Source organism: Micromonospora sp. NPDC051296 (genome assembly GCF_040682255.1).
Taxonomy (GTDB): domain Bacteria; phylum Actinomycetota; class Actinomycetes; order Mycobacteriales; family Micromonosporaceae; genus Micromonospora; species Micromonospora craterilacus.
On the sequence record NZ_JBFBAO010000052.1, the window covers coordinates 1 to 26,474 of the forward strand.

A 26,474-nucleotide genomic window follows, 5' to 3' on the forward strand; every position below is an offset into this window, starting at 1 on the left:
GCCGCCGCCCTCGCCGCCCTCGCCACGGTCGGGGCCGCGACCGCCGCGGTCGCCCCCACGGTCGCGGTCGCCCCGGTCGCGCGGGCCGCGGTCGCCGCGGTCGCGGCCGGCCGGACGCTCTTCGCCGGCCTCACCCTCGGCGGGCGCCTCGGCACCCTCGGGACGGACCTTGTCCAGGTAGATCTTGCCGCGCTGGTCGATGTCCGCGATCTCGACCTCGACCTTGTCGCCGACGTTGAGGAAGTCCTCGACCTTCTCGACCCGCTTGCCGTCGCCCACCTTGGAGATGTGCAGCAGGCCGTCCCGGCCCGGCAGCAGCGAGACGAACGCGCCGAACGGCGCGGTCTTGACCACGGTGCCCAGGAAGCGGTCGCCGAGCTTGGGCAGGGTCGGGTTGGCGATCGCGTTGATCCGCTCGACCGCGGCCTGCGCCGACGGACCGTTGGTGGCGCCGACGTAGATCGTGCCGTCGTCCTCGATGGAGATCTCGGCGCCGGTCTCGTCCTGGATGGCGTTGATGGTCTGGCCCTTCGGGCCGATCACCATGCCGATCTTGTCGACCGGGATCTTCACGGTGGTGACCCGCGGCGCGTAGTCGGACATCTCGGCCGGTGCCTCGATCGCCCGCTGCATCACGTCGAGGATGGTCTGCCGGGCCTCGTGGGCCTGCTGGAGCGCGGCGGCCAGCACGTCGGACGGGATGCCGTCGAGCTTGGTGTCGAGCTGGAGCGCGGTGACGAAGTCACGGGTGCCGGCGACCTTGAAGTCCATGTCGCCGAACGCGTCCTCGGCACCGAGGATGTCGGTCAGCGTCACGTACTGGGTCTTGCCGTCGACCTCGTCGGAGATGAGGCCCATGGCGATGCCGGCCACCGGCGCCTTCAGCGGCACACCGGCGCTGAGCAGGCCCAGCGTCGAGGCGCAGACCGAACCCATCGAGGTGGAGCCGTTGGAGCCGAGCGCCTCGGAGACCTGCCGGATGGCGTACGGGAACTCCTCGCGCGAGGGCAGCACCGGGATCAGCGCCCGCTCCGCGAGGGCACCGTGGCCGATCTCCCGGCGCTTCGGCGAGCCGACCCGGCCGGTCTCACCGGTCGAGTACGGCGGGAAGTTGTAGTTGTGCATGTAGCGCTTGGACTTCTCCGGGGAGAGGGTGTCCAGCGCCTGCTCCATGCGCAGCATGTTGAGCGTGGTGACGCCGAGGATCTGGGTCTCGCCGCGCTCGAACAGCGCCGAGCCGTGCACCCGGGGCAGCACGCCGACCTCGGCGGTCAACGGGCGGATGTCGCGCGGGCCGCGGCCGTCGATGCGGACCTGCTCGCGGAGCACCCGGCTGCGCACCTCGGACTTGGTCAGCGAACGGAAGGCGGCGGAGAGCTCCTTCTCCCGGCCCTCGAAGCGCGGGCCGAGCTCCTCCAGCACGCGGGCCTTGACCGCGTCCAGGGCCTCCTCGCGGACCGCCTTGCCGGCGATCTGCAGGGCCTCGGCGACGTCGGCGCGGGCCAGCTCGGCGACCGCGTCGTACGCGTCGTCCTGGTAGTCCAGGAAGACCGGGAACTCGGCGACCGGCTTGGCGGCCACCTCGGCCAGCTCGCTCTGCGCCCGGCACAGCTCACGGATGGCCGGCTTGGCGGCCTCCAGGCCGCTGGCCACGACCTCCTCGGTCGGCGCGGTGGCGCCGGCGGCGACCAGGGCGACGGTGTGGTCGGTGGCCTCGGCCTCGACCATCATGATCGCGACGTCACCGTCGGGCAGGGCCCGGCCGGCCACGACCATGTCGAAGGTGGCCCGAGCCAGTTCCTCGTAGGTCGGGAAGGCGACCCACTGGCCGTCGACGTGGGCCATCCGGGTGGCCCCGATCGGGCCGGAGAACGGCAGGCCGGAGAGCTTGGTCGACATCGAGGCGGCGTTGATCGCCACCACGTCGTACGGGTGCTGCGGGTCGAGCGCGAGGACGGTCTCGACGACCTGGACCTCGTTGCGCAGGCCCTTGACGAACGACGGGCGCAGCGGCCGGTCGATCAGGCGGCAGGTGAGGATCGCGTCCTCACTGGGCCGGCCCTCGCGGCGGAAGAACGAGCCGGGGATGCGGCCCGCGGCGTACATCCGCTCCTCGACGTCGACGGTCAGCGGGAAGAAGTCGAACTGCTCCTTCGGCTGCTTGCCGGCGGTGGTGGCGGAGAGGACGACCGTCTCGCCCAGCTGGGCGGTGACGGAGCCGGCGGCCTGCCGGGCCAGCCGGCCGGTGGAGAAGGTGATCTCACGGGTGCCGAACGACCCGTTGTCGATCACGGCGGTCCGGGATTCGGTGCCGAGTTTGGTCTCGGTCATGGTGCTGACGTGCTCCTTCGCATCGGGGGCCACGACGCGGGAGCTGTACGGACGGCCGGTCTTCGATCGAAGCGCCCGGGACCGCCGGCGCGATGCCGGGGCTGTCCGGAGGCCACTACCGGAGACCGGTACGCCGACGGCTCCCTGTCTGGGTGGTCGCGGCCCGTGTCTCGGGCGGTACGCCGACGGGGGAGTGGCCCGCTGGCCACTCCCCCGTCACGTCACCGGCGCAGACCGAGTCGCTCGATGAGCGACCGGTAGCGGTTGATGTCCTTCTTCTGGACGTAGTTGAGCAACCGACGGCGGCGGCCGACCAGCAGCAGCAGCCCGCGGCGGCTGTGGTGGTCGTGCTTGTGCACCTTCAGGTGCTCGGTGAGGTCGGCGATCCGCTTGGTGAGGACCGCGACCTGCACCTCAGGCGAACCGGTGTCGCCCTCGACGGTCGCGTACTCCTCGCGGATCTTGGCCTTGGCCTGCTGGTCGAGCGCCATGTTCTCCCTGTTCCAGTGGGTTGATTCGATGCTGGTCCGTCGGGCCGGGCTCAGGCACCGGTGACGGACGGTCCTCGCACCCGCGGCGTCGAGCAGGCATGCGAGGCCCCACGTCGGTCAGCCGACGTCTCCCCCACGGTACACCACCCGTCCGATTCATTCGGACAAGGCCCGTCAGGCCAGCGCCCGGCGGGTCTGCGCCACGTCCTCGGTGATCTGCGCCACCAGCGGCTCGATCGAGTCGAACCGGACCTGCCCGCGCAGGTGCGCCACGAAGTCCAGGGCGAGCCGCTCACCGTACAGATCGCCGTCGAAGTCCAGGACGTACGCCTCGACCCGACGCTCCCGGCCGGAGAAAGTCGGGTTCGTGCCGATCGACACGGCCGCAGCGAGGGGCTGCCGCTGCCCCCGGCGGACCATCCAGGCGGCGTAGATGCCGTCGGCGGGGACCGCTGCGTACCGGTGGCAGAGCAGGTTAGCCGTCGGGAAGCCCAGTTCACGGCCGCGCTGGTCACCCCGGACGACCACGCCCTCCAGCCGGTGCGGGCGGCCCAACGCGGCGGCTGCCGCGCGTACGTCACCGGCGTCGACGCAGGAGCGGATGTACGTGGAGGAGAAGACGGTGCCGGCCTCGGCCACCAGCGGGGCACCCTCCACGGCGAAGCCGAAGGTGCGGCCGAGCCGCTCCAGCAGCGCCACGTCCCCGGCCGCCCGGTGTCCGAACCGGAAGTTGTCGCCCACCACCACCAGCGCGGCGTGCAGGTGCTCGACCAGGACGTCGTGCACGAACGCCTCGGCGGGCAGCCGGGAGAACTCGGGGGTGAACGGCACCACGCAGAGCACGTCCACCCCGAGCGCCTCGATCAACTCCGCCTTACGGGCCGGCTCGGTGAGCACCGCGGGGTGGGAGCCGGGACGGACCACCTCGGCCGGGTGCGGGTCGAAGGTGACCACCACCGACTGCACGCCCAGCTCGCGGGCGCGGGCCACGGCGTGCCCGATCGTCGCCTGGTGCCCCTTGTGCACGCCGTCGAAGACGCCGATGGTGACGACGGACCGTCCCCAGCCACCGGGCGCCGCGTCGTACCCCCGCCACCGCTGCATGCTGCTCCTCCGCTGTGTTCCCGCTCTCCCGGCGGCGGCCGGCCGTCCGGCGCCCGACGTCAGGCCGGGGCCAGCACGATCTCCGCGCGGGCCCGGCCGGCCCGCTCGCTGACGATAGCGATCAGCCCGCCGGCCGGATCGAAGACCGCGTACGGCCCGGCGAGGCCGACCGCGTCGAGCGGCCCGCCGTGGGACAGCACCTTCGCCTCGTCGGCGGTGGCGTCACGGCGCGGGAAGAACCGGTCGGCCGCAGCCGCGAGCGGCAGGTCGACCACCTCGGGCGCGCGCCGCTCCAACTCATCGAGGGTGGCGGCCTCGGCCAGGGTGAAGCCGCCCACGGCGGTACGCCGCAGCGCGGTCAGGTGCCCGCCGACCCCCAGCGCCAGGCCCGCGTCGCGGGCGATCGCCCGGATGTACGTGCCGGTGGAACAGGCCACGTCTACGTCGACGTCCACCACGTCGGGCTGCTCGCGCCGGATCGCCAGCACGTCCAGCCGGGACACGGTGACCCGCCGGGCCGGCAGCTCGACGCTCTCCCCTTCACGCACCCGCTTGTAGGCCCGCTGCCCGTCGATCTTGATGGCGCTCACCGCGCTCGGCACCTGGTCGATCTCTCCGGTCAGCGCGGCCAACGCCGCCCGGATCGCCTCGTCGGTGAGCATGCCGGCGGGCGTGGAGGCGATCACGTCGCCCTCCGCGTCGTCGGTGACGGTGGCCTGGCCGAGCCGGATCGTGGCGGTGTAGCTCTTGTCCGCGCCGATCACGTACGTCAGCAGCCGGGTGGCCCGGCCCACGCCGATCACCAGCACCCCGGTGGCCATCGGGTCGAGCGTGCCGCCGTGGCCGACCCGGCGGGTCCGCGCGAGCCGGCGAATCCGCGCCACGACGTCGTGCGACGTCATGCCGCCGGACTTGTCCACCACGATCAGACCGTCTGTGCTCACGACGTGCAAGCCTGCCAGACCCGTCCCGGCGGCCGGGCGGCCGGGCACCGGACGCCGGGCGCGAAAACGGATGTACGGCGCGGTAGCGCCCTGCCACGATGAGCCCATCGGCGTCGGTGGACGCCCATGCTCGCGCACCACGGGGAGAACGAGATGACGACCAACGACCAACCCGCGCGTACCCGACGGCCAACGGAGCCAGGCCTCCGCACGCCCGACCCGCGGCCCACGTTGCCCGACTGGATGCTCGACCCACCCCCGGCCCGGCGCACCCTGGGCACCCGGCTGGCCGACGGCCTTGCCGCCCTGCCCGGCGCCGGGTGGCTGCGGCACCGCTGGTGGGCCTGGCAGCGGCGGCAGCGCCTCTACCAGCGCTTTCCGAACACCGTCAAGGTCGCCGCCATGCTGATCTCCTTCGTGGTGATCCTGGTCATGGTGATGTTGGCCTACGGTCTCTACGGCCAGGTCTGATCAAGCGGCGGCACCGGCACGAGGCTCGGTCCGCACCGCACCGGTGACCGCCCAGGCGCCGGAACGCAGCCGCAGCAGCAGGGCCACCAGGCGGATCACGATGAACAGCATCAGGCCGGCCCAGATGCCGCCGAGGCCGAGGTCGAAGGCGTGGGCGAGCCAGATCGCCGGCAGGAATCCGCCCAGCGCACCGACCACCGTCAGGTTGCGCAGGTAACGGATGTCACCCGCACCGATCAGCACGCCGTCGAGGGCGAACACCACCCCGGCCAGGGGCAGCATCGCGACAAACCAGGGCCAGGCGACCAATGCCTGCTCGCGTACCGCCGAGTCGGAGCTGAACCAGGTCGGCACGACGCCGGCACCGGCCGCCGCCAGCAGGGCGAACGCCGTGCCGCAGACCGCGCCGAGCCGGCCGATCCGCCGGGCCAGCGCGCGGGCCCCCGCGCCGTCGTCGGCGCCGAGCGCGGCCCCGACCAGCGCCTGCGCGGCGATGGCCAGCGCGTCGAGCACCAGCGCCGCGAAGAACCAGAGCTGCACGGCGATCTGGTGCGCGCCGACGGCGGCAGCGCCGAACCGTGCGGCGACCGCCGTGGCGGACAGGAAGCTGGCCTGGAAGGCCACCCCCCGGATGAGCAGGTCGCGGCTGAGCACCAGTTGCTGGCGGATGACCCGCGGGCGCGGGCGCAGCGCCACCCGTTCGGCCACCAGGGCGGCGGCGAACAGGGCACCGGAGAGGGTCTGCGCGATCACGTTCGCCACCGCCGAACCGATCAGTCCCATGCCCACCGGGTAGACCAGCACCGGGCACAGCACCGCGGACAGCAGGTTGGGGCCGACCACGAAGGCCAACGGTCGGCGGGTGTCCTGCACGCCGCGCAACCAGCCGTTGCCGGCGGCGGCGAGCAGCAGCCCGGGAGCGCCGAACGCGGCCATCCGCAGCCACTCGGCGGCGGCGACTCCGACCTCACCACCCCCGGCGAGGGCACCGGCCAGCGCGCCGCCACCGAACTGCATGCCGATGACGACCAGCACCCCCACGCCGAGGGCCAGCCAGGATGCCTGTACGCCCTCGGCCACCGCGGCGGCCCGGTCCCCGGCACCGAAGCGGCGGGCCGCCCGGCCGGTCGTGCCGTACGCGACCACGGTGCCCAACCAGGCGGTGAGGGTCATCACCGTGCCGCCGACCGCCACGGCGGCCAGCGGAACCCGGCCCAGATGGCCGACGACCGCGGTGTCGACGAGTACGTAGAGCGGCTCGGCGGCGAGGACCACGAGGGCCGGCAGGGCGAGCGCGGCGATCCGGCGCGGCGAGGCGACCCGGTCGGTGGTGCTGGTGGGCTGGCTCATCGCCGCCGATCGTGGCACGCGATGAGTAAGGGGAGCAAGCTGATGTGCTACTTACCCGCCCAGGGTGCTGTTCGCAGCGGCGGGCGGGCGGTGACGCCGTACGCGGGACGGCTCGGCGTCACCGCCGGTCGCGTACGGTCACTGACGGGTGTCCATGGAGGTCTGCAGGGCGCGGCGGGCCTGCTCACGGGCCTCGTCGGTGGTCTCGGGCTTGGGCTTGGCGGGCATGGTGGACCCCTTCCAGGGCGCGCGCCGCCAGGCGCGACGGCGCGTCACGGGCGTTGTTACGGGGCACCCGGCACCTCCTCCGGGGTCACCGGAGCGGTGGCTGGGCGGCGTGGTGGCCCGGGGTCGGTCGACCCTGGAGGGAAGCGGCGCCGGGTATGGCTCCGCCTTCCCTGACCTGCGCCGAAGCGGCGCCGACCGTTTCCCAAGTTATCGTTCAGGTCCACATGGTGCGCGCTGTTCCCGCCATCTGGACGGGTCGGGTCCCCGTCACCGAGCCAGGAAGTGCCAGCCGACCCACCACCAGAAGCCGAACAACCCGATCCGGCCGACCGGGACCGGGCCCACCTCGTAACGCATCACGTAGGCGCAGACCTCGCCGAGGGTCGGTATCCGCGACCCCTCGCGCCGGGCCAGCCACTCGATCAGACCGAACAGCGCCAGCCCGACCAGGAATCCACCGATCGCCAGTGCCCGCATCATCGCCGCACCAGCCCCCAGAACGCCGACAGCCACACCAACCAGCCGGCGGAGCGGACCAGGCGATCCTCCAGCAGCGGATCGGCCAGCAGGGAGAAGGTGGGGAAGTCCTCGCCGGCCGCCGCGACGAAGGTGACCCCCTCGAAGACCCCGAAGACCACCACCGGCAGGGTCCACCAGATGGCACCCGAACTCAGCCGCTGCGGCGCCGCATGGCCCTGCACCCGTCTGGTCAGACCCAGCCAGATCAGCACCCCGCCGGTGCCGAAGACGTACAGGTTGGCCTCCGTCGAGAAGGACGGGAAGCGACCGCCGACCAGCGAAAGGGCGACGAGCACCGGTACGCAGACAACCGGACGCTCCCAGGTGCGAGGGGCCTCGACGGTGAGATCGTGGGGCTGCTCCATCATCCGATTCTCCCCGCCCTGTCCAGGCCGCCGGAAGGTCGACACCCCCGGAGACGCCCCGGAAATGACCCCTACCCCTGCTGGTCGACGCCGCCCTTCGCGGCGGGTGCGGCCAGCTCGGCCCGGATCCGGTCGACCACCTCGTCGACCGTGCCCCGGCCGGTGAAGCCGGCGGCGAGCCGGTGCCCACCGCCGCCCAGCGCGACCGCCACCCGGCTGACGTCCACCGCGCCCTTGCTACGCAGCGACACCGCCCAGTCGACCGGCCCGGTCTGCTTGATCACACAACTCACGTCGGCCTCGGCGGTGCACCGGACCGGATCGATCAGGGCCTCCAGCACGTACGGTCGCTGGTCGTGCCGGGCCAGATCGTCCAGGGTCGCGTACGTCCAGACCAGGCCGTGCCCGGCGGCGGCGGTCGGCTCCAGGCGGGCCCGGCCGAGCACCTCGCCGAAGAGCCGCACCGCACCGAACGGGCGGCTGTCGAAGACGCGCCGGGAGATCTCGCCCGGGCGGATCCCGGTGGCCAGCAGGCGGGCCGCCATCTCGTGCACGGCCGGCGTGGTCGCGTCGAACCGGAACGAGCCGGTGTCGGTGCTCAACGCCACATACAGGCACTCGGCGATGCCGGCGTCCAACGCGACGCCGAGCCGGGCCAGCAGCTCCTCCGCGACCACCGAGGTCGCCGCTGCGGCCGGGTCGACCAGGTTGACGTCGCCGAAGCCGCTGTTGGAGGCGTGGTGGTCGAGCACCAGCGCCGTTGCGGTGCCGGTCAACCGGTCGGCCAGCTCCCCGAGCCGCGAATCGCTCGCCGCGTCAAAGCAGATGACCAGGTCCGGCTGTGGGTCGGCATCGGTCGCCGGCACCAGCAGCTCCAGGCCGGGCAGGCCGCGGAACGGCTCGGGCACCTCCGGCGGGCCGGGGAAGGTCGCCTGCAGCCGGCGTACGCCGAGCCGGCGCAGCCCGAGCCCGAAGCCGAGCATGCTGCCCAGCGCGTCGCCGTCCGGGTTGACGTGGCAGATCAGCAGCACCCGGCCGTCGGGCGGCAGCTGGCGCACGGCCGCGACGGCGGCGGCCCAGTCGGCCTCGGTCGGGCCGGCAGCGCCGTCCGGAGCCGGGCCGTCAAGCGCCGGGCCGGCGGAATCGGCAGAGGTCGGGCCGGCCGGGATCGGCGCGGCCGGGGTCGCCTCGGTCAGGGCACCGCCGGAATGGGCGGTCACCGACGGTCCCCACCCCGGGCTTCGTCGGCGTCGCCGTCCTCGGCGTCACCCTCCTCGGCCTCCTCGACCCGGTACGGCTGGGCGTCGCCGGCGTACTCGGCCTTGGCGGCGAGGCGCTGCACCTCGGCGTCCGCGTTACGGGCCGCCGCGAGCAGGTCGTCGATGTGCTTGACCTGATCCTGCACGTCGTCCAGGACGAAGGTCAGGGTCGGCGAGTGGCGCAGCCCGAGGGCCTTGCCGACCGTGCTGCGCAGCATGCCCTTGGCGCTGTCCAGCGCGGCAGCGGTGCCCGCCTGGGCCGCCGCGTCACCGAGCACGGTGTAGAAGACCGTGGCGTCGCGCAGATCGGCGGTGATCCGGGCGTCGGTGATAGTGATCATGCCGAGCCGCGGGTCCTTGATCTGGCTCCGCACCACCGACGCGACCAGTTCACGCACCCGCTCCGCGTGCCGGCGTACCTTGGCCGGATCCGTCATCTCCGCCACCTCCACGGCGTCCCGCTACCGGCCAGGACCGGCGACGCCCACGTCACCGGAGCCCGGACCGGCCCCAACACCTCGAACCCTACCCGCGCCGCCGCGCGGGGCGGCCGGTGGCCGCCCGCCACGGTCAGTCGTCCTCGCCGTGCAGCCGGCGGCGCACCGACAGCAGTTCGATCTCCGGCCGCCCGGCCACCAGCCGCTCGCAGGAGTCGAGCACCTCGCTGGCGTGCGCCGCCTCGGCGGCCACGACCGCCACCCCTATCTCCGCTCGCCCGTGCAGGTCGAGCGCCCCCACCTCGGCGGCCGACACCTCGAAGCGGCGCAGCGCCGCCACGATCGGCCGTACGTACGATCTCTTGGCCTTGAGCGACCGGGAGTCCCCCGGCAGCAGCAGGTCGAATACTGCGGTTGCGGTGTACATCGTCTACCGACACTACCGGCAACCCGCCCCACATGATCAAGGGGTTTACGCCGACCGGCGTAAACCCCTTGACCAGTGCGTCACCGCAGGATCAGGCGCGAACCTTCTCCCGCATCTCGAAGGTCTCGATCACGTCGCCGACCTGGACGTTGTTGTAACCACCCAGGGTCAGACCGCACTCGAAGCCCTCCCGGACCTCCGTCGCGTCGTCCTTGAACCGCTTGAGCGAGCTGATGGTGAGGTTGTCCGCCACCACCGTGCCGTCGCGCAGCAGGCGCGCCTTCGCGTTGCGCCGGATGACACCCGACCGGACGATGCAACCGGAGATGTTGCCGATCTTGGACGAGCGGAACACGTCGCGGATCTCCGCGGTGCCCAGTTCGACCTCCTCGAACTCCGGCTTGAGCAGGCCCTTGAGCGCCGCCTCGATCTCCTCGATGGCCTGGTAGATGACGGTGTAGTACCGGATCTCCACGCCCTCGCGGTCGGCCATCTCGCGGACCTTGTTGGAGGCCCGCACGTTGAAGCCGATGATCGTGACCGGCTCGGACGAGGCACTCGCGAGCATGACGTTGCTCTCGGTGATCGCGCCGACGCCCCGGTCGAGGACCTTGAGCTGGACCTCCTCGGGGATGTCGAGGTTGAACAGCGCGTCCTCCAGGGCCTCCACCGAACCGGAGACATCGCCCTTGAGGATGAGGTTGAGCGACGTCTTCTCGCCCTCCTTGAGCTGCTCCATGAGCGTCTCGAGGGTGGCCCGGCCACGGGAGTTGGCGAACGCCGCCGCCCGCCGCCGCGCCTGCCGCTGCTCGGCGATCTGCCGCACCGTGCGGTCGTCCGCCGCGGCGAGGAAGGTGTCGCCCGCGCCCGGCACCGCGGTCAGACCGAGGACCATGACCGGACGCGCCGGACCGGCCTCGGTGACCTGGTTGCCGTTCTCGTCGAGCATCGCCCGGACCCGGCCGTGCGCCCCGCCGGCGACGATCGAGTCGCCCGCCCGCAGGGTGCCCTTCTGCACCAGCACCGTCGCCACCGCACCGCGGCCCTTGTCCAGGTGCGCCTCGATGGCCACACCCTGCGCCGGCCCGTCGGTCGGAGCGGTCAGCTCCAGCGACGCGTCGGCGGTGAGCAGCACCGCTTCGAGGAGGTCCTCGATGCCGATGCCGGGCTTCGCGGCCACGTTGACGAACATCGTCTCGCCGCCGTACTCCTCGGCGACCAGGCCGTACTCGGTCAGCTGCTGGCGGACCTTGTCCGGGTTGGCCTCCGGCTTGTCGACCTTGTTGACCGCGACCACGATCGGCACGTCCGCCGCCTTGGCGTGGTTGAGCGCCTCGATGGTCTGCGGCATCACGCCGTCGTCGGCCGCCACCACCAGGATCACGATGTCCGTCACCTGGGCACCACGGGCACGCATGGCGGTGAACGCCTCGTGACCCGGGGTGTCGATGAAGGTCACCGCCCGGTCCTCGCCCTCGTGCGGGACGTGGACCTGGTAGGCACCGATGTGCTGGGTGATGCCGCCGGCCTCGCCCGCCACCACGTTCGCCTTGCGGATCGCGTCGAGCAGCTTGGTCTTACCGTGGTCGACGTGACCCATGACGGTCACCACCGGCGCACGGCTGACCAGGCGGTCCTCCGCCACCTCGGCGTCGAGGTCGATGTTGAACTGCGCGAGCAGCTCGCGATCCTCGTCCTCCGGGCTGACGATCTGCACGTTGAAGCCAAGGTGCTCACCCAGCAGCAGCAGGGTGTCGTCGGAGCACGACTGGGTCGCGGTGACCATCTCGCCCAGGTTGAACATCTCCTGGACCAGCGAACCGGGGTTGGCGTTGATCTTGTCGGCGAAGTCCGACAGCGAGGCGCCACGGGAGAGCCGGACCGTCTGCCCCTGACCCCGGGGCGCGCCCGAGCTCATGGTCGGGGCCGACAGGTTGTCGAACTCCTGTCTGCGCTGCTTCTTGGACTTGCGACCACGGGTCGGCTTGCCACCCGGACGCCCGAAGGCACCCGCGGCACCGCCGCCACGGCCACGGCCACCGCCACCCGGACGCCCGCCGCCACCGGCCGGCGCACCCGGACGGAAGCCACCGCCAGCGCCGGCACCGCCGCCGCCGCCACCGGGGCCGCCGCGGTAGCCACCGCCACCGCCGGCACCGCCACCGGGACCGCCGCGGTAGCCACCGCCACCGCCGCCACCACCCGGACGACCGGCGCCCCCACCGGGACGACCGGCACCCGGGCCACCCGGACGACCGGGACGCTGGCTCGGCATCGACGCCGGGCTGGGCCGCGGCGGCATCGAAGCGGGGCTGGGCCGCGGCGGCATCGACGCCGGGCTCGGCCGGGGACCACCGGCACCGGCGGCCGGCGGCCGCTGCTGCTGGCTGCCCTGGATGCCGAACGGGTTGTTACCGGCGCCGCGCGCCGGCGGGCGACCCTGCCGGCCGCCCGGACCCGGGGTGGGCCCACCGGGGCGACCCGCGGCCGGGGAACCCGGACGGGGCGGCATGTTGCCGGGGCCGGGCCGGGGACCTGGACGGGCACCGCCGTCGGCCGGGGGCTCCCGGCGGACGTTCTCGCGCTGCTGCTGGCGGGCGGCCTGCGCGGCCTTGACCGCGGCCTCCTGCTCAGCCTTCAGCGCGGCAGCACGCGCCTCGGCGGCGGCCACCTCGATGTCATGGGCACTCGCCGGCTTGGCGACCGGGGCCGCCGGCGGCGGCGGACCGGGCACCGGGGCCTTCGGCTTTGGCCCGGGCATCGCCGGACGCCGGGGCGGCGTCGGCTTGGCGGTGATCCGGGGCTCGCCGGAGGTCGGCGGCGGGGTCGGTGACGCCGCCGGTGCCGGCGCGGCTGCCGGCGGGGCCGACGGGGCACCGGCCCCGCCGGAGGCGACGAACGCGCCACGCAGCCGTCGGGCGACGGGCGCCTCGACGGTGCTCGATGCGGACTTAACGAACTCGCCCATTTCCTTCAGCTTGGCGAGAACGGTCTTGCTTTCGACCCCGAGCTCCTTTGCAAGCTCGTGTACGCGGGCCTTGCCTGCCACTGCACTCCTCACTCCGAGGTCGTGCGGGCAGCACCCGCAGCGACCTCACTCGTGCACTTGAAGCCTGGTCATTTCTGGGACTTCATCGTGTGCTCATCTTGGTCGTCCTACCTTGCTAGCGACCCTCGCCCGGTCGGGTGACCGGACGTGGTGGTTGGCGCGTCAGGTAATCCGCGAGGGCCCCGTCATCCGGAACCCCGGCGACGCGCAGCGCCCGCCCGAAGGCCCGACGCCGCACCGCCTGCGCGAAGCAGGCCGGATCCGGGTGCATGTTCGCTCCCCGACCCGGCAGTCTGCGGGTCGGATCGGGTCGGAGGCTGAACCCAGCCTCCTCGCCGACCGCGACGATCCGCAGCAGTTCCCTGGCCGGCGCACGCCGTCGGCAACCCACACAGGTGCGCTCCGGCCGCGCGCGTCGTACCACTGCTGGAAGTCTACCCCTAGCTGCCCGAGACCGCTCCGCCCGGCTCCCGGACGTGATCGGCACCGGACCTGCCACCCGGACCAGCCTGTTCGGCGTCGGACCGGATGTCGATCCGCCAACCGGTCAGTCGGGCAGCAAGCCGGGCATTCTGCCCCTCCCGCCCGATCGCGAGCGAAAGCTGGAAGTCCGGGACCGTCACCCGGGCCGCACGGTTGGCCAGGTCGACCACCTCGACCCGGAGCGCCTTGGCCGGCGAGAGCGCGTTGCCGACGAAGTTGGCGGGATCGTCCGACCAGTCGATGATGTCGATCTTCTCACCGTGCAGCTCGCTCATCACCGCCCGCACCCGCTGCCCCATCGGGCCGATACAGGCGCCCTTGGCGTTGACGCCGGGAGCGGTGGAGCGCACCGCGATCTTCGTACGGTGACCGGCCTCACGCGCGATCGCACTGATCTCGACCGTGCCGTCGGCGATCTCCGGCACCTCCAGGGCGAAGAGCTTCTTCACCAGGTTGGGGTGCGTCCGGGACAACGTGATCTGGGGACCGCGCATTCCCTTCGCCACGTGCACCACCACGCAGCGGATCCGCTCGCCGTGGGTGTACCGCTCGCCGGGCACCTGCTCGGACTGCGGCAGCACGCCCTCCAGCTTGCCCAGGTCGACGGTGACGATGCCCTTCTCGGCCCGCGCCTCGTGCGCCTGCACCACCCCGGTCACCAGGTCGCCGTCACGACCGACGTACTCACCGAAGTGCACCTCGTCGGTGGCCTCCCGCAGCCGCTGGAGGATCACCTGCTTGGCGGTCATGGCGGCGATCCGGCCGAAGTCGTGCGGAGTGTCGTCCCACTCCCGCACCACGGCGCCCTCGGCGCTCACCTCCTGGGCGTAGACCAGGGCCACGCCGGTCTTGCGGTCGATCTCCACCCGGGCGTGCGGTTGGGCGCCCTCGGTGTGCCGGTACGCGGTCAGCAGCGCGGTCTCGATCGCCGCGAGGATCGTGTCGAACGGGATCTCCCGCTCGCGCTCGAGTGCGCGCAGCGCCGCGAGGTCGATGTTCACCTCTCCTCGTCCTCCACATCGTCATCGTCATCGTCGTCGACGTCTTCTGAATCGGGCAGCTCGTCGAGGCGGCTGAACTCGACCTGCACCCGGCCCGGACCGAGATCGGCGTAGGCCCACTCCGCGCGGTCGGCATCGGTCTCCAGCACCACGCCCTCGTCGTCGGCGGCGAGCACCCGCCCGGTGACCTGCCGGTCGCCCGCCGGTCGCTCACCCTGCTGCCCGGACGGCGCGCCCGCGCCCCGGACGGTCACCCGGACCAGCCGGCCGACATTACGCCGCCAGTGCCGGGGCAGGGTCAGCGGCCGGTCCACCCCGGGGGAGCTGACCTCCAGCTGGTACTCCCCGGCGACGATGTCACCGCCGCTCTCCTCGGCCGCGTCCAGCGCGGCGGAGACCGCCCGGGAGACGTCGGCCACCGCGTCCAGGTTGATCCCGCCGTCGGCGTCGACGATCACCCGCACCACGTGCCGGCGGCCGGCCCGGGAAACGGACAGATCCTCCAGGTCGTAGCCGGCGTCGTCGACCACCGGTGCGATCACCTCGCGCAGCCGCTCCCGGCGGGCGGCGAGGTCACCACGGGGAGCCGGACCGCCGCGCGGAGCCGGACCGCCGCGCGGAGCCGGGCCGCCGCGGGGTCGCCCCGTCGTTCTGGTGGCACGGCCACGCTGCGTCATCTCCGGACCCTTCCGCTGCTCGCCGACACGCCATGCCGGCACGCCACCGGTGCGGACGCGCCGGTGGCTGCGCAGAGCGTAACGCGCCGGCCGGAGGACGGCCCGGGCGGCGCACCGACGCCACCGCCGTACAACGGCCCCCGGGATGGTGTTGACTTGTCCGGTGGTGATGGGCAGAACGACTCGGCGGGACGGATCGTCCCCGCTTTCCCGACGCGCGGTGCTGCGGGCCGGCACACTGCTGGCGCTCGGCGGGGCGGGTGCGCCGCTGACCGGTTGTGGTCTCTTCGACCGCGACGACGAGCCCCCGGAGCCGGACCCGCACGCCCCACTGGTCGACGAGTCGCTGCGACTCGCGGCCGGGCTGCGGGCAGCCGCCACCGCTCATCCCGACCTGGCCGGCCGGCTCGTCCCGCTCGCCGAGGCGCACGAGGCGCACGCCACAGAACTCGCCCGGGTGATCGGCACCGCGACTCCGTCCGGTACCGCCGCCCCGTCCGCGTCCGCCGCGCCGCCCGCGGACCGCGCCGCCACGCTGACCGCGCTGCGGCAGGCCGAACGCGCCGGCCGGGAGACGGCGACCCAGGCGTGTGCCGCGGCGCCCGCCGAGCGGGCCGCGCTGCTCGGCTCGATCGCCGCCGCGCGGGCCACCCACCTGGAGGCGCTCCGATGAACGGGCCGTTCATAAACGCGCCGACCAGCCCGGAGGACGCCATCGCCGGGGCGCTGACCGCCGAGTACGCCGCCATCTGGGCCTACGGCCCGATCGGGGTACGCCTCGACGGCGCCGAACGCAAGGCCGCCGTCGAGGCCGAGGCCGCGCACCGGGGTCGACGCGACGGCCTGGTGGTCCAGCTGAGCACCGGCGGCGGCACCGTGCCACCGGACCGGGCCGGCTACGCCCTGCCGTTCCCGGTGACCGACCGGGCCAGCGCGCTGCGGCTGGCGGTGGAGGTGGAGGAGCGGACGGCGGCGTTCTGGCGGGCGGTGCTGCCGGCCAGCACCGGCGCCGAACGGGATCGCGCCCTGGCCGCCCTGGTCGAGTACGCGGTGCGGGCAACGCGCTGGCGGCGCAGTGCCGGGATCACCCCGCTGACCGTGCCTTTCCCGGGTCGCCCCGGCTGAACCCCGCCCGACGTAGCGGGGGTCACGCCCGCACCGGTTGCGGACGGCATACCAGGTATGCATACTCCGGTCCATGTCCATCCGCCACGGCCTGCTCGCCCTGCTCGAACGCGGCCAGATGTACGGCTACCAGTTGCGGGCCGCGTTCGAGGAGTCGACCGGCTCGACCTGGCCGCTGAACATCGGGCAGGTGTACACCACGCTGTCGCGGCTGGAGCGGGACGGGCTGGTGCGGCCGTTGCCGGAGAGCGAGGCCGGCCAGCGGCCGTACGAGATCACCGACGCCGGGCGGGCGGACCTGGCCCTGTGGTTCGCCACCCCGATCAGCCGGACCGACCGCCCCCGCGACGAACTGGCGATCAAGCTGGCACTGGCGTTGACCACACCCGGGGTGGACGTCCGCGCGGTGGTGCAGACCCAGCGCACCGCCACCATGCGCGCGTTGCAGGAGTTGACCCGGTTGAAGTACGCCAGCGACCGACCCGAGGACCTGCCGTGGCGACTGGTGCTGGACGCGATGGTGTTCCAGGCCGAGGCGGAAGTGCGCTGGCTGGACCATTGCGAGACCAGCCTGGTGCGGCACCGCCCCCCGGTCTCCGGCCCGTCGCCCATCCCTGGGGCGGTGGGCCGCAGCGGTGAGGAGGCACGACGGTGAGTTCGGTCAGCGGGCCGGCGCCGGCCACTCCGGACCACGGCGCCCCGCCCCCTGCGGACGTCGGCGGCGCCTCCGGGCTGCCCGGCTTCCCCGCCGAGTCCATCCTCGACCTGCGTGACGTGCACCGCACCCACGGCACCGGCCCGGCCGCGGTGCACGCCCTGCGCGGAGTGAGCCTGGTCGTCCGCCCCGGCGAGTTGGTCGCCGTGATGGGCCCCTCCGGCTCCGGCAAGTCCACCCTGCTCACCCTCGCCGGTGGGCTGGACAGCCCGACCGCCGGCGAGGTGCACGTCGAGGGGCAGCCGCTGCACGCGCTCGATCGCCGCGGTCTGGCCCGGCTGCGTCGCCGACGGATCGGCTACATCTTCCAGAACCTCAACCTCATCGGCGGGCTGACCGCGGCGGAGAACGTCGCACTCCCCCTCGAACTCGACGGGTCGGGCGTCCGCCGGGCCCGCCGGCTCGCGCAGGCGGCGCTGACCGAGGTGGGACTGTCGGAGCTCGGCGACCGGTTCCCGGACCAGCTCTCCGGCGGCCAGCAGCAGCGCGTCGCAATCGCCCGGGCGCTGGTCGGCGAGCGTCGCCTGGTGCTGGCCGACGAGCCGACCGGGGCGCTGGACTCGCAGACCGGCGAGGCGGTGCTGCGCCTGCTGCGCCGCCGGGTCGACGCGGGGGCGGCCGGGGTGCTGGTCACCCACGAGGCGCGACACGCCGCCTGGGCGGACCGGGTGGTGTTCCTGCGCGACGGTGTGACGGTCGACTCGACCGCCCCCCTGGTGGGCGTCGAGACGCTGCTCGCCGGCAGCGGCCGGTGACCGGCAAGCCGCACCAGCCACTCCGCAGGGCGCGACTGGCCGAGGCGGTCGGGTCGTGGCGGGCCGCACTGCGGATCGCCCGCCGGGAGGCGAGGCGGGCCCGCGCGCGCACCGCCCTGGTGCTGGCGATGATCATCCTGCCGGTGCTGGCCCTCACCTTCATCGCGGCCAGCGTCGACATGGCGCAGCTGACCACGGCGGAGCAGATGGACCGCCGGCTCGGGACCGCCGACGCGGAACTGCGGGTGGTCTCCACCGGCCCGGTGGCGCAGAGCCCCATCGGGGACAGCTGGGCATCCTCGGCCGACAGCGAGTCGGGGCCCGGGCCGGTCGCCACGGACGACGTCGCCGCGCTGCTCCCGGCCGGCAGCCAGGTCCTCCCGGTACGCCGCTGGCTGCCCTTCACCGTCCGGGACGGGGACCGAATCCGGGACGACATCTCCGCCACCGCGGTCGACCTCACCGACCCGCTCGGGCGCGGGCTCGTCCGGGTCCACGCCGGCCGGGTACCGGCCGTGGCCGACGAGATCGCGGTGAACCTGGCCGCCCGGCGCACCCTTCGGGTCGGCCTGGGCGATTCGATCACCGCCGGGGACGGCGGGCGTACCTGGACGGTCGTCGGGGTGGTCGAACTGCCCGAGCAGCTGACCCCGATGGTCATCCTGCATCCTGCCGAGGCGCCGCCGCCGGAGCCGTACACCGAGGCAGTGTTCCTGGCCGACCTGCCCGGGCCGGTCACCGACGACATCTTCCGCCAGCTCAACCGGAACGGTGTGGTGGTCGCCGCCCGGGTGCCCGCGCCGCCGACGTGGCTCGGCGCCATCTACGAGTCGCCACCCGCCACGCTGGAGGTGGAGGAGATCGGCACCGGGGCGCTGGTCGGGGGGCTCGGCCTGCTGGAGGTGGTGCTGCTCGTCGGCCCGGCCTTCGCCGTCGGCGTACGGCGCCGACGGCGGGACCTCGCGCTGGTCGCAGTGGCCGGTGGCGACGCCACCCAACTGCGCCGGGTCGTGCTCGCCGACGGCGTGGTGCTGGGCTGCCTCGGTGCCGCGACGGGCGTCGCGCTCGGCGTGGTGGCGGCGTTCGCCGGGCGGCCGCTGGTCGAGGAGTTCGTCTTCCAGCACCGATTCGGCGGGTACCGCGTATGGCCGGCGGCGCTCTGCGTGATCGCGCTGGTCGCGGTGCTGGCCGGGGTGCTGGCCGCCCTGGCGCCGGCCTGGACGGCCGCCCGGCAGGACGTGGTGGCCGGGCTCGCCGGCCGGCGGACGCCACCGGCGCACAGCCGCCGCTGGCTGACCATCGGCGTGCTGCTGGCCGCCGGTGGGGCCGGCGTGGCCGCGCTCGGCGCGGCGGTGACCTCGCAGTCGGTCATCCTCGCCGGGCTGGTCCTGGGCGAACTCGGGCTGGTCTTCGCCACCCCCACGCTGGTCGGACTGCTGGCCCGGCTCGGCCGGTTTCTCCCGCTGGCACCGCGGATCGCGGTACGCGACGCCAGCCGCAATCGATCCTCCGCCGCCCCGGCCATCTCCGCGGTGATGGCCGCGGTCGCCGGCAGCGTCGCCCTGGGCATCTTCCTGGCCAGCGAGGACGCCCGCAACGACCAGCAGTATCAGCCCGCGATGCCGGACCACAGCGTGCTGATCACGGCCGGCGGACGGCCCGGCGAGAACACCCTGCCCACCCGCGCCGAGATCGCCGGCCCGGCCCGGGAGCACCTCGGTGCCGGCACGATCGCCCCCCTGGTCACCGCCGGATGCCGGCCGAACTTCGACACCTGCGTGATCACCGCCGCACTGCCGGCCGAGCGGGCCTGCCCATGGCGGCCGGACGAGCCGCTCAGCGCCGCCGACCAGCGCCGGGCCCGGGCCGACCACCGCTGCCAGGGCCCGGCCGACAACCACTACGACACGTACTTCCGGGTGACCGTGGACGACGGAACGGCGCTGCCGATCCTCACCGGGGCCGACCCGGCCGACGTCGCCGCCGCCACGGCCACGCTGCGGGCTGGCGGGGCGGTGGTGACCGACCCGCGCTATCTGGTGGACGGCCGGCTGGAACTCAGCATCAAGCGCAACCCCGATGAGGCGGCACGGGCCACGGACACCACCACCGTGCCCGGTCACGTGCTGAGCACGGCGGTCGGCAGGAAGTGGCTGCTGCTCTCCCCGGCCGCAGCCGATCGGCTCGATCTCGTGACCCGACAGGACGGCTGGGCGATCGAGGCCGGCGAGCCGCCGGGACGGGACCGGCAGAAGCAGGATCGGTTCATCACCGCGATCCGCCCGCTCGCCGTGGCGGTGGAGATCGAGAGCGGTGGACACTACGGTGGCAACCAGCCGCTGCTGCTGTTGCTGGCCGGGGTGTCCGCGGTGGTCACCGTGGGCGCCGCGGGCATCGCCACCGGCCTCGCCGCGGCCGAGGGACGGGCCGACCTGTCCACTCTCGCCGCGGTCGGTGCCAGCCCGGGCGTACGCCGCCTGCTGTCGCTCTGCCAGGCCGGAGTGATCGCCGTGCTCGGCTCGGCGTTGGGCATCATCGCCGGCCTCGTCTCGGCGGCGATCGTGCTCACCTTCACCAACGAGCGGTACGCCGACGGCTGGCCGATCGAACCGCCGTACCCGCTGGTGATCCCCTGGCTCACCCTCGGCGTGCTGGTCGCGGTGCCGCTGGTGGCGATGCTCGGGGCGGCGCTGTTCACCCGCTCGCGGCTACCGGTGGAACGCCGCCTGGACTGATCGGCCGGTGCCACGGCGTTGCCGAGGCGGGCAGACTGTCCGGATGTCCGCACTGGGAACCCTCACCCGCCGGGTCGGTCATCAGCGCTGGTTCGGCGCCGCCATGCGTCTGCTGGTCCCCGCCGACCGGGCCGTCGGGCGGCTGACCCGGGGACGGGTGGTCGCGCTGGGACTCGTGCCGTCCCTGATCGTCACCACCACCGGCCGAAAATCCGGCAGGCCGCGCAGCAACCCGCTGCTGTACGTACCGGACGGCGACGCGTACGTGGTGATCGGATCGAACTGGGGCCAGCCCCGGCAGCCGGCCTGGGCGCTCAACCTGCTCGCCGAACCGCGCGCCGAGGTGGACGTCGCGGGACACCGAATCCCGGTGCGCGCGCAGCTGGCCACCGGCGCCGAACGCGACCGGCTGTGGCGGTTGCTGGTCGACGAGTGGCCGGCCTACCAGACGTACGTCGAGCGGGCCGGCGACCGGGACATCCGGATCTTCCGCCTGGTGCCCGACCGGCGCGGCACCCCCGACGAGCGCGGCGGGCCGCACTAGGGTGTGCGGTGACCGGGTGGTCGCTCCCGGCGACGGTGTGGGCGGTGGCGCGATCGCGGGGTGGTCGGCGTGGACGGTGTCGAGGAGCACCGCAACGATCCACGGTGGACCGTGGCCGAACGGGTCGCCGAGGCCGTGCGGCGGCGTTTCCCGGCCGACGTGCTCGCCGTGGCCGTACACGGCCCGCTGGCCCATGGCGACGACGACGGCGGCGGAAACGGCGAGGTCGGGCTGCTGGTGGTCACCTACCGACCCGGCACGGGACCGCCCTCGGCGACCCGCCGGGTGGACGGCGTGCTGGTCGACCTGACCGTGGTCGCCGCCGAGGAGCGCCTGCACCAAGCCCGGCAGCTGACCTCGCGGTGGCCGCTGACCGCCGACCGCTACGTGACGACCCGGGCGTTGCACGACCCGACCGGGTGGCTGCACACCATGCGCGACGAGCACCTCGGCCGGCTGGCCCGGGCCCGCCCGGCGGAGTTCACCACGGCCGCCCGGACGGCCTGGTACCGGGGCAGCGCCGCACACGCCCGGGCGGCCCGGCTCGCCGAGTGGTACGAGACGGACCAGGCCCTGCTGATGCTCGGCGAGGCCCGGTTGGCCGCGGCGACGGTGAACGGCCTACTCAGCCGCACCTACTTCCGCGACCGTGGCGACGCGGTGCGCCGCACCGGCCTGGCCGGAGCCGACATGACCGAGGTCGCCGCCGTCCTGGCCCGCCAATCCGCGGAACTCACCGCCCGGGGCCGCCCCGTGGACGGCACCATCGACGACCTGCTCAACAACTGACCCCGGTCAGCCGAGACCGCCCTGGACGCCGATCAGGGTTCCGATCAGGTAGGTCGCCGCCGCGGCGGCGGCACCCAGCAGCAGCTGGCGCAGCCCGCCGGACCACCACCGGCGGTTGGTGAACCGGGAGACGATCGCACCGGCGACGAAGAGCCCGAGCCCGCCCACCGCCAGGGCCAGGGCCAGGCTGGTCGCGCCGAGCAGGTACGGCAGCAGCGGCACCAGCGCGCCGACGGAGAAGCAGAGGAACGACGAGAACGCCGCCGTCCACGGGTCGGGTCGCTCGTCCGGGTCGACGCCCAACTCCTCCTGGATGTGCATCCGCAGGGCCTGCTCCGGGTTGTGCCGGACCGCCTCGGCCACCTGGGTGGCGAGTTCCTCCGGCAGGCCCCGGGCGACCCAGTGCTGGGCCAGTTCCCGGGCCTCGGCCTCGGGGTGGCGCTCCAGCTCGCGCCGTTCCTTGGCCACCTCGGCGGCGAGCTGCTCGTTGGCCGACCGCACGCTGGTGTACTCCCCGAGCGCCATCGAGATCGCACCGGCGACCAGGCCGGCGACGCCGGTGAGCACGATGTTGTGCGGCGAGACCCCGCCGCCGCCGACGCCCGCGATGAGGGCGATGTTGGTGACCAGGCCGTCCATCGCGCCGAAGACCGCCGGGCGCAGCCAGCCGCCGGACACGTCGGCGTGGTGCGCCTCCCGCAGCGCCGCAGGGGTGTCGGTCACGGCAGCGTGAGGATCTCGTGGCCGCCCTGGGTCACCAGGACGGTGTGCTCGAACTGGGCGGTCCACTTCCGGTCCTTGGTGACCACCGTCCAGCCGTCCTCCCACAGGTCGTACTGGTAGGTGCCGAGAGTGATCATCGGCTCGATGGTGAAGGTCATGCCCGGCTCCATCACGTCGGTGGGGCGGGGGCTGTCGTAGTGCGGCACGTAGAGCCCGCTGTGGAAGGACTCGCCGATGCCGTGGCCGGTGAAGTCCCGGACCACGCCGTAGCCGAAGCGCTTTGCGTACGACTCGATGACCCGGCCGATGACGTTGATCTGCCGGCCCGGGGCGACCGCCTTGATGCCGCGCATCATCGCCTCGTGGGTCCGGTCGACCAGCAGCCGGGCCTCCTCGCTGACCCCACCGACGCAGAAGGTCGCATCCGTGTCGCCGTGCACCCCACCGATGTACGCGGTGACGTCGACGTTGATGATGTCGCCGTCGGCCAGCACGGTCGTGTCGGGGATGCCGTGGCAGATCACCTCGTTGAGGCTGGTGCAGCAGGACTTCGGGAAACCCTTGTAGCCCAGCGTCGACGGGTAGGCGTCGTTGTCGATCAGGAACTCGTGCACCACCCGGTCGATCTCGTCCGTGGTCACGCCGGGCTTGCAGTGCTCCCCGGCCAACTGCACGGCCTGGGCGGCGATCCGTCCCGCGACGCGCATCTTCTCGATGGTCTCCGCGGTCTGCACGTGTGACCCCTGCCAGGGGCGCGGTGCCTTCTTGCCGACGTACTCGGGTCGGGTGATGTGGGCGGGCACCGGCCGCCACGGAGAGAGCGTGCCAGGGGTCAGCGGCGCACGGACGGTCATGCCGCAAGCCTATCGCCGACCACTTCGTGACCCCCACCACCGCCCATGGCCGAGGGTTGTTGCCCCACCAGGACCACTGTGTCAAGGTGTCAGCGTGGATCAAGGGGGCGCACCTCCCGTCTTCTCCGCCAGCGCGGAGACCGACGGTGATCACCTCAGGGTGGTGGTCACCGGCGAGGTCGACATGGCGACCGCCGACACCATGCTCCAGACCGCGCTGCGCGAGCCGGCCACCCGGGTGACGCTCGACCTGCGCGCGGTGACCTTCTTCGACTCGGCGGCCATCCACGCGGTGGTCCGGCTCGCCGGCCACTATCCGGACGCGCTGAGGGTGCTGCCGTCCCGGCAGGTCAGCCGGGTGCTGGAGATCGCCGGCCTGGGCGAGCAGGGCTGGCTGCACCCGGCCTGACCGCCTGCTGGCTCAGGGTTGCAGCCGCCGGCGCAGGGTGACCGACGTGCCTTCCGGGGTACGGCTGACCGACATCTCCCCGAGTGCCCGGATCAGCGACAGCCCCCGGCCCCGGAAGCCCGACCCGGTCGCCTCCCGCCACCGCCCGGTGTCCCGCACGGTCGCCACCACCACGCGGTCCTCCACGGTCACCTCGACCCCGATCGTCGGTTCCGCCGGGTCGACCGGATGCTCGATGGCGTTCGCCGCCGCTTCGGAGACCGCCACGGTGAGGTCGAACAGGTCCGTCTCGCCCACTCCGTGCGCGACGAGGAAGTCCTCCAGCCGCTTGCGCAGCACGCTCAGCCGGGTGGGATCGGCGGGCAGCCGCAGCGCGAACCGGTTGAGTTCGGCCGCCTCCAGCGCGAGTACCGCCACGTCGTCACGCCGGGGCCGGTCCGCGACCCGCTCGACGACCGCGTCGATCAGGTCCGCCACGTGGTCGCCGGGGCGGGCGGCGTCCGCCCGCAGCTGGGCCAGGGCGACGTCGATGCCGACCTGCCGGTCCTCGATCAGGCCGTCGGTGTAGAGCAGGAGACGGTCGCCGGCCCGCAGCTCGCCGGAGGCCGTCTCGTACCCGGTGCCGGGGATGGCGCCGACCGGCGGGCCGAGCGCACGGTCGTGCAGGAACGCCACGTCGGGCCCGCGGATCAGCAGCGGCGACGGATGCCCGGCGCTGGCGTACCGCAGCTGGCCCGTGCGGGGGCTGAACCAAAGGCAGAAGACCGTGGCGAACGAACGTGACTCGGTCGAGCCCACCAGCCGATTGAGCCGGGTCAGCGACTCGCCCGGGTCGAAGCCCTCCAGCACGTACGCGCGCAACGCGTTGCGGAGCTGGCCCATGGCCGCCGCCGCCGGCACGCCCTTGCCGACCACGTCGCCGATGACCAGCACAAGTTCGTCGTCGTCCCGGGCGACCACGTCGTACCAGTCGCCGCCGACCTCGACATCGGCGGTGCCGGGCAGGTAGCGGCTGGCCACCACGGCACCGGGCAGCTGGGGCAGGGTACGCGGCAGCAGGCTGTGTTGCAGGGTGGTGGCGATTCGGTGTTCGGCCTCGTAGAGCTGGGCGTTCTCCAGGCGTACGCCGACCAGCCGGGCGAGCTGGGTCAGCGCGGCCTCGTGCGTGCCGGCGTCCTCGGCGGCCGGCCGCCACACCCGCAGCTCGCCGAGCCGCTTGCCGGCGACGCCGGTCAGCGGCGCGACGAAGGACGGCTCGGCCGAGGTGACTCCGCCGGCATCCGCCTCGTAACGCGCCCCGCCGGCGGAGAGCACCACCCGGCCGGCCTCGGCGAGGCTCAGCGCGTGCCGGGCCGCGACCTGGAGCACGTCGGCCGTGGAACGGGCGGTGTTCACCGCGACCGCTGCGTCGGCGAGGGCCCCGAGCCGACGGACGATCTGGCCGCGCAGCTGGCCGAGTTCCACGTTGGCCCGGACCCGGGCGATCAGCTCCTGCCCGGAGAAGGGCTTGGTCAGGTAGTCGTCGGCACCGACCGACAGCCCGGCCACCTCGGCGGCCGAGCCGGCGCGAGCCGACAGCAGCACGATCGGCACGGACCGGGTGCGCGGGTCCGCGCGCAGCGCGGCGACCAGGCCGATCCCGTCCAGCCGGGGCATCATCACGTCGGTCAGCACCAGGTCGAAGGCGTTGTCGGTGGCCAGCCGCAGGGCGTCGACACCGTCGGCGGCGGTCACCACCTCCCAGGTCGGCACGAGCAGCCGGGTGACGTGCTCCCGCAGGTCGGGGTTGTCGTCGACGACCAGGATGCGGCCCGCCGGGGCGGTCCCGCCCGGGGTGGGCGCGGAAATGGTGAGCGCTGGTGAGTCCGGGGTGGTCGGGGCGGTGGTGCCGGTCCAGTGCGCGGTCTCGGCGACGAAGAGCGGGGCCTGCCGCGGCTCGCGCGCGGTGCCGTCGGCTTCGGCCACCTGGTCGTCGGGCAGGTGCCCGGAACCGAACGGTACGGTCACGACGAAGGTGCTGCCGTGGTCGACCTGGCTGGTCACGGTGACCCGGCCGCCGTGCATCTCGACCAGCTCCCGGACGAGCGCCAGCCCGATCCCGGTGCCCTCGTGGCTGCGCGAGCGCACCCCCGGCACCCGGTGGAACCGCTCGAAGACGTGGGGCAGTTCCTCCGCGACGATGCCCACGCCGGTGTCGGTGACCTCCAGGCGGGCGCTTCCGTCGGCCTTTCGGACCCGGATCCGGATCTCACCGTCGAAGGTGAACTTCACGGCGTTGGAGACCAGATTGAGGACGATCTTCTCCCACATGTCCTGGTCGACGTGGACCGGTTCCGCCAGCGGCGGGCAGTCCACCACCAGCCGCAGGCCGGTGCGCTCGGTGGCCGAGCGGAACGTGCTGGCCAGCCGGGCCGTGTAGCCGGCCAGCTCGGTCGGCTGGTAGCGCGCGGCCAGCCGACCCGACTCCAGCCGGGAGAAGTCGAGCACCGTGTTGACCAGCTTCAGCAGCCGTAGCCCGTTGCGGTGCATCGTGGTCAGCCGCGGCGCGTACGCCGCCGGCAAGGCGGGGTCGGCGAGCAGATCCTCCAGCGGGCCGAGCACCAGGGTCAGCGGGGTACGGAACTCGTGGCTCACGTTGGCGAAGAAGTTGGTCTTCGCCAGATCCAGGGCGGCCAGCTCGGCGGCCCGG

25 protein-coding genes and 1 pseudogene are annotated in these 26,474 nt (G+C 73.5%); 9 read left to right on the plus strand and 17 right to left on the minus strand.

Annotated features, from left to right (window positions below):
• From AB0M52_RS08605 to truB, 4 genes are all read right to left on the minus strand, one after another.
• On the minus strand, positions 1-2,331 hold a 2,331-nt coding region (locus tag AB0M52_RS08605), incomplete at its 3' end, for a polyribonucleotide nucleotidyltransferase (protein ID WP_363950729.1).
• 221 nt (positions 2,332-2,552) lie between these two features.
• Complete coding sequence (rpsO, locus tag AB0M52_RS08610; RefSeq protein ID WP_137782330.1) at positions 2,553-2,822, minus strand: 30S ribosomal protein S15; 270 nt, start codon at positions 2,820-2,822, stop codon at positions 2,553-2,555.
• Between the two features lie 174 nt (positions 2,823-2,996).
• Positions 2,997-3,926, minus strand: coding sequence for a bifunctional riboflavin kinase/FAD synthetase (locus AB0M52_RS08615; protein ID WP_363950732.1), 930 nt, complete (start codon positions 3,924-3,926; stop codon positions 2,997-2,999).
• Positions 3,927-3,985: 59 nt separating this feature from the next.
• A complete protein-coding gene (gene truB, locus AB0M52_RS08620; protein ID WP_363950779.1) occupies positions 3,986-4,918 on the minus strand; it encodes a tRNA pseudouridine(55) synthase TruB in 933 nt (310 codons plus the stop codon).
• Positions 4,919-5,023: 105 nt separating this feature from the next.
• On the opposite strand from truB, the gene AB0M52_RS08625 reads away from it, so the two are divergent.
• A complete protein-coding gene (locus tag AB0M52_RS08625; protein ID WP_363950734.1) occupies positions 5,024-5,341 on the plus strand; it encodes a hypothetical protein in 318 nt (105 codons plus the stop codon).
• On the opposite strand, the gene AB0M52_RS08630 is transcribed toward AB0M52_RS08625, so the two are convergent.
• The 10 genes and pseudogenes from AB0M52_RS08630 to rimP all read right to left on the minus strand — a co-directional run bounded on the left by AB0M52_RS08630 (position 5,342) and on the right by rimP (position 15,136).
• A complete protein-coding gene (locus tag AB0M52_RS08630) occupies positions 5,342-6,691 on the minus strand; it encodes an MATE family efflux transporter (RefSeq protein WP_363950737.1) in 1,350 nt (449 codons plus the stop codon). It abuts the gene before it with no gap.
• 495 nt (positions 6,692-7,186) lie between these two features.
• Positions 7,187-7,396, minus strand: a complete 210-nt coding sequence (locus tag AB0M52_RS08635) for a DUF6186 family protein (protein ID WP_199523982.1) — start codon at positions 7,394-7,396, stop codon at positions 7,187-7,189.
• Complete coding sequence (locus AB0M52_RS08640) at positions 7,396-7,803, minus strand: hypothetical protein (protein WP_363950781.1); 408 nt, start codon at positions 7,801-7,803, stop codon at positions 7,396-7,398. Before AB0M52_RS08640 ends, AB0M52_RS08635 begins: the two co-directional genes overlap by 1 nt.
• A 71-nt stretch (positions 7,804-7,874) precedes the next feature.
• Positions 7,875-8,861, minus strand: coding sequence for a bifunctional oligoribonuclease/PAP phosphatase NrnA (locus tag AB0M52_RS08645; RefSeq protein ID WP_363950784.1), 987 nt, complete (start codon positions 8,859-8,861; stop codon positions 7,875-7,877).
• 158 nt (positions 8,862-9,019) lie between these two features.
• Entirely contained in the window at positions 9,020-9,499 is a 480-nt protein-coding gene (gene rbfA, locus AB0M52_RS08650) for a 30S ribosome-binding factor RbfA (RefSeq protein ID WP_363950740.1), read from the minus strand.
• A gap of 133 nt (positions 9,500-9,632) precedes the next feature.
• A complete protein-coding gene (locus tag AB0M52_RS08655; RefSeq protein ID WP_363950743.1) occupies positions 9,633-9,926 on the minus strand; it encodes a DUF503 domain-containing protein in 294 nt (97 codons plus the stop codon).
• Positions 9,927-10,017: 91 nt separating this feature from the next.
• A complete protein-coding gene (gene infB / locus AB0M52_RS08660; protein ID WP_363950746.1) occupies positions 10,018-12,975 on the minus strand; it encodes a translation initiation factor IF-2 in 2,958 nt (985 codons plus the stop codon).
• A gap of 93 nt (positions 12,976-13,068) precedes the next feature.
• A pseudogene (locus AB0M52_RS08665) lies at positions 13,069-13,399 on the minus strand (YlxR family protein).
• A 16-nt stretch (positions 13,400-13,415) separates the two neighbouring features.
• Positions 13,416-14,459 carry a transcription termination factor NusA gene (gene nusA / locus AB0M52_RS08670; protein WP_363950749.1) on the minus strand — a complete coding sequence of 348 codons (1,044 nt, stop codon included), beginning with the start codon at positions 14,457-14,459 and terminating at the stop codon, positions 13,416-13,418.
• The gene (gene rimP, locus AB0M52_RS08675; RefSeq protein ID WP_363950751.1) at positions 14,456-15,136 is read right to left on the minus strand and encodes a ribosome maturation factor RimP; all 681 of its coding nucleotides are present in this window, start codon (positions 15,134-15,136) and stop codon (positions 14,456-14,458) included. Before rimP ends, nusA begins: the two co-directional genes overlap by 4 nt.
• 220 nt (positions 15,137-15,356) lie before the next feature.
• Between rimP and AB0M52_RS08680 the strand changes: the two genes are divergently transcribed.
• From AB0M52_RS08680 to AB0M52_RS08710, 7 genes are all read left to right on the plus strand, one after another.
• Positions 15,357-15,809, plus strand: a complete 453-nt coding sequence (locus AB0M52_RS08680) for a hypothetical protein (protein WP_363950786.1) — start codon at positions 15,357-15,359, stop codon at positions 15,807-15,809.
• Positions 15,806-16,261, plus strand: a complete 456-nt coding sequence (locus AB0M52_RS08685; protein WP_363950753.1) for a ferritin-like domain-containing protein — start codon at positions 15,806-15,808, stop codon at positions 16,259-16,261. The genes AB0M52_RS08680 and AB0M52_RS08685 overlap by 4 nt, the downstream gene beginning before the upstream one ends.
• A gap of 73 nt (positions 16,262-16,334) precedes the next feature.
• Positions 16,335-16,916: a PadR family transcriptional regulator gene (locus AB0M52_RS08690; RefSeq protein ID WP_363950756.1), complete on the plus strand. Its 582-nt coding sequence runs from the start codon at positions 16,335-16,337 to the stop codon at positions 16,914-16,916.
• 77 nt (positions 16,917-16,993) lie between these two features.
• A complete protein-coding gene (locus AB0M52_RS08695; protein ID WP_363950788.1) occupies positions 16,994-17,731 on the plus strand; it encodes an ABC transporter ATP-binding protein in 738 nt (245 codons plus the stop codon).
• Positions 17,728-20,466 (plus strand): ABC transporter permease, encoded by a 2,739-nt coding sequence (locus AB0M52_RS08700; protein ID WP_363950759.1) that lies wholly within the window; start codon positions 17,728-17,730, stop codon positions 20,464-20,466. The genes AB0M52_RS08695 and AB0M52_RS08700 overlap by 4 nt, the downstream gene beginning before the upstream one ends.
• A 43-nt stretch (positions 20,467-20,509) precedes the next feature.
• Positions 20,510-21,010 carry a nitroreductase family deazaflavin-dependent oxidoreductase gene (locus tag AB0M52_RS08705; protein ID WP_363950762.1) on the plus strand — a complete coding sequence of 167 codons (501 nt, stop codon included), beginning with the start codon at positions 20,510-20,512 and terminating at the stop codon, positions 21,008-21,010.
• A 69-nt stretch (positions 21,011-21,079) separates the two neighbouring features.
• Positions 21,080-21,799, plus strand: a complete 720-nt coding sequence (locus AB0M52_RS08710; RefSeq protein WP_363950765.1) for a nucleotidyltransferase domain-containing protein — start codon at positions 21,080-21,082, stop codon at positions 21,797-21,799.
• 6 nt (positions 21,800-21,805) lie between these two features.
• Here the strand turns inward: AB0M52_RS08710 and AB0M52_RS08715 are convergent, their stop codons facing one another.
• A complete protein-coding gene (locus tag AB0M52_RS08715; protein WP_363950768.1) occupies positions 21,806-22,522 on the minus strand; it encodes a VIT1/CCC1 transporter family protein in 717 nt (238 codons plus the stop codon).
• Positions 22,519-23,376, minus strand: coding sequence for a type I methionyl aminopeptidase (gene map / locus AB0M52_RS08720; protein ID WP_363950771.1), 858 nt, complete (start codon positions 23,374-23,376; stop codon positions 22,519-22,521). Before map ends, AB0M52_RS08715 begins: the two co-directional genes overlap by 4 nt.
• A gap of 94 nt (positions 23,377-23,470) precedes the next feature.
• On the opposite strand from map, the gene AB0M52_RS08725 reads away from it, so the two are divergent.
• Positions 23,471-23,785: an STAS domain-containing protein gene (locus tag AB0M52_RS08725; RefSeq protein ID WP_363950774.1), complete on the plus strand. Its 315-nt coding sequence runs from the start codon at positions 23,471-23,473 to the stop codon at positions 23,783-23,785.
• Positions 23,786-23,797: 12 nt separating this feature from the next.
• On the opposite strand, the gene AB0M52_RS08730 is transcribed toward AB0M52_RS08725, so the two are convergent.
• Positions 23,798-26,474, minus strand: a 2,677-nt coding sequence (locus AB0M52_RS08730) for a SpoIIE family protein phosphatase (protein WP_363950777.1), incomplete at its 5' end; no start/stop codon positions are given.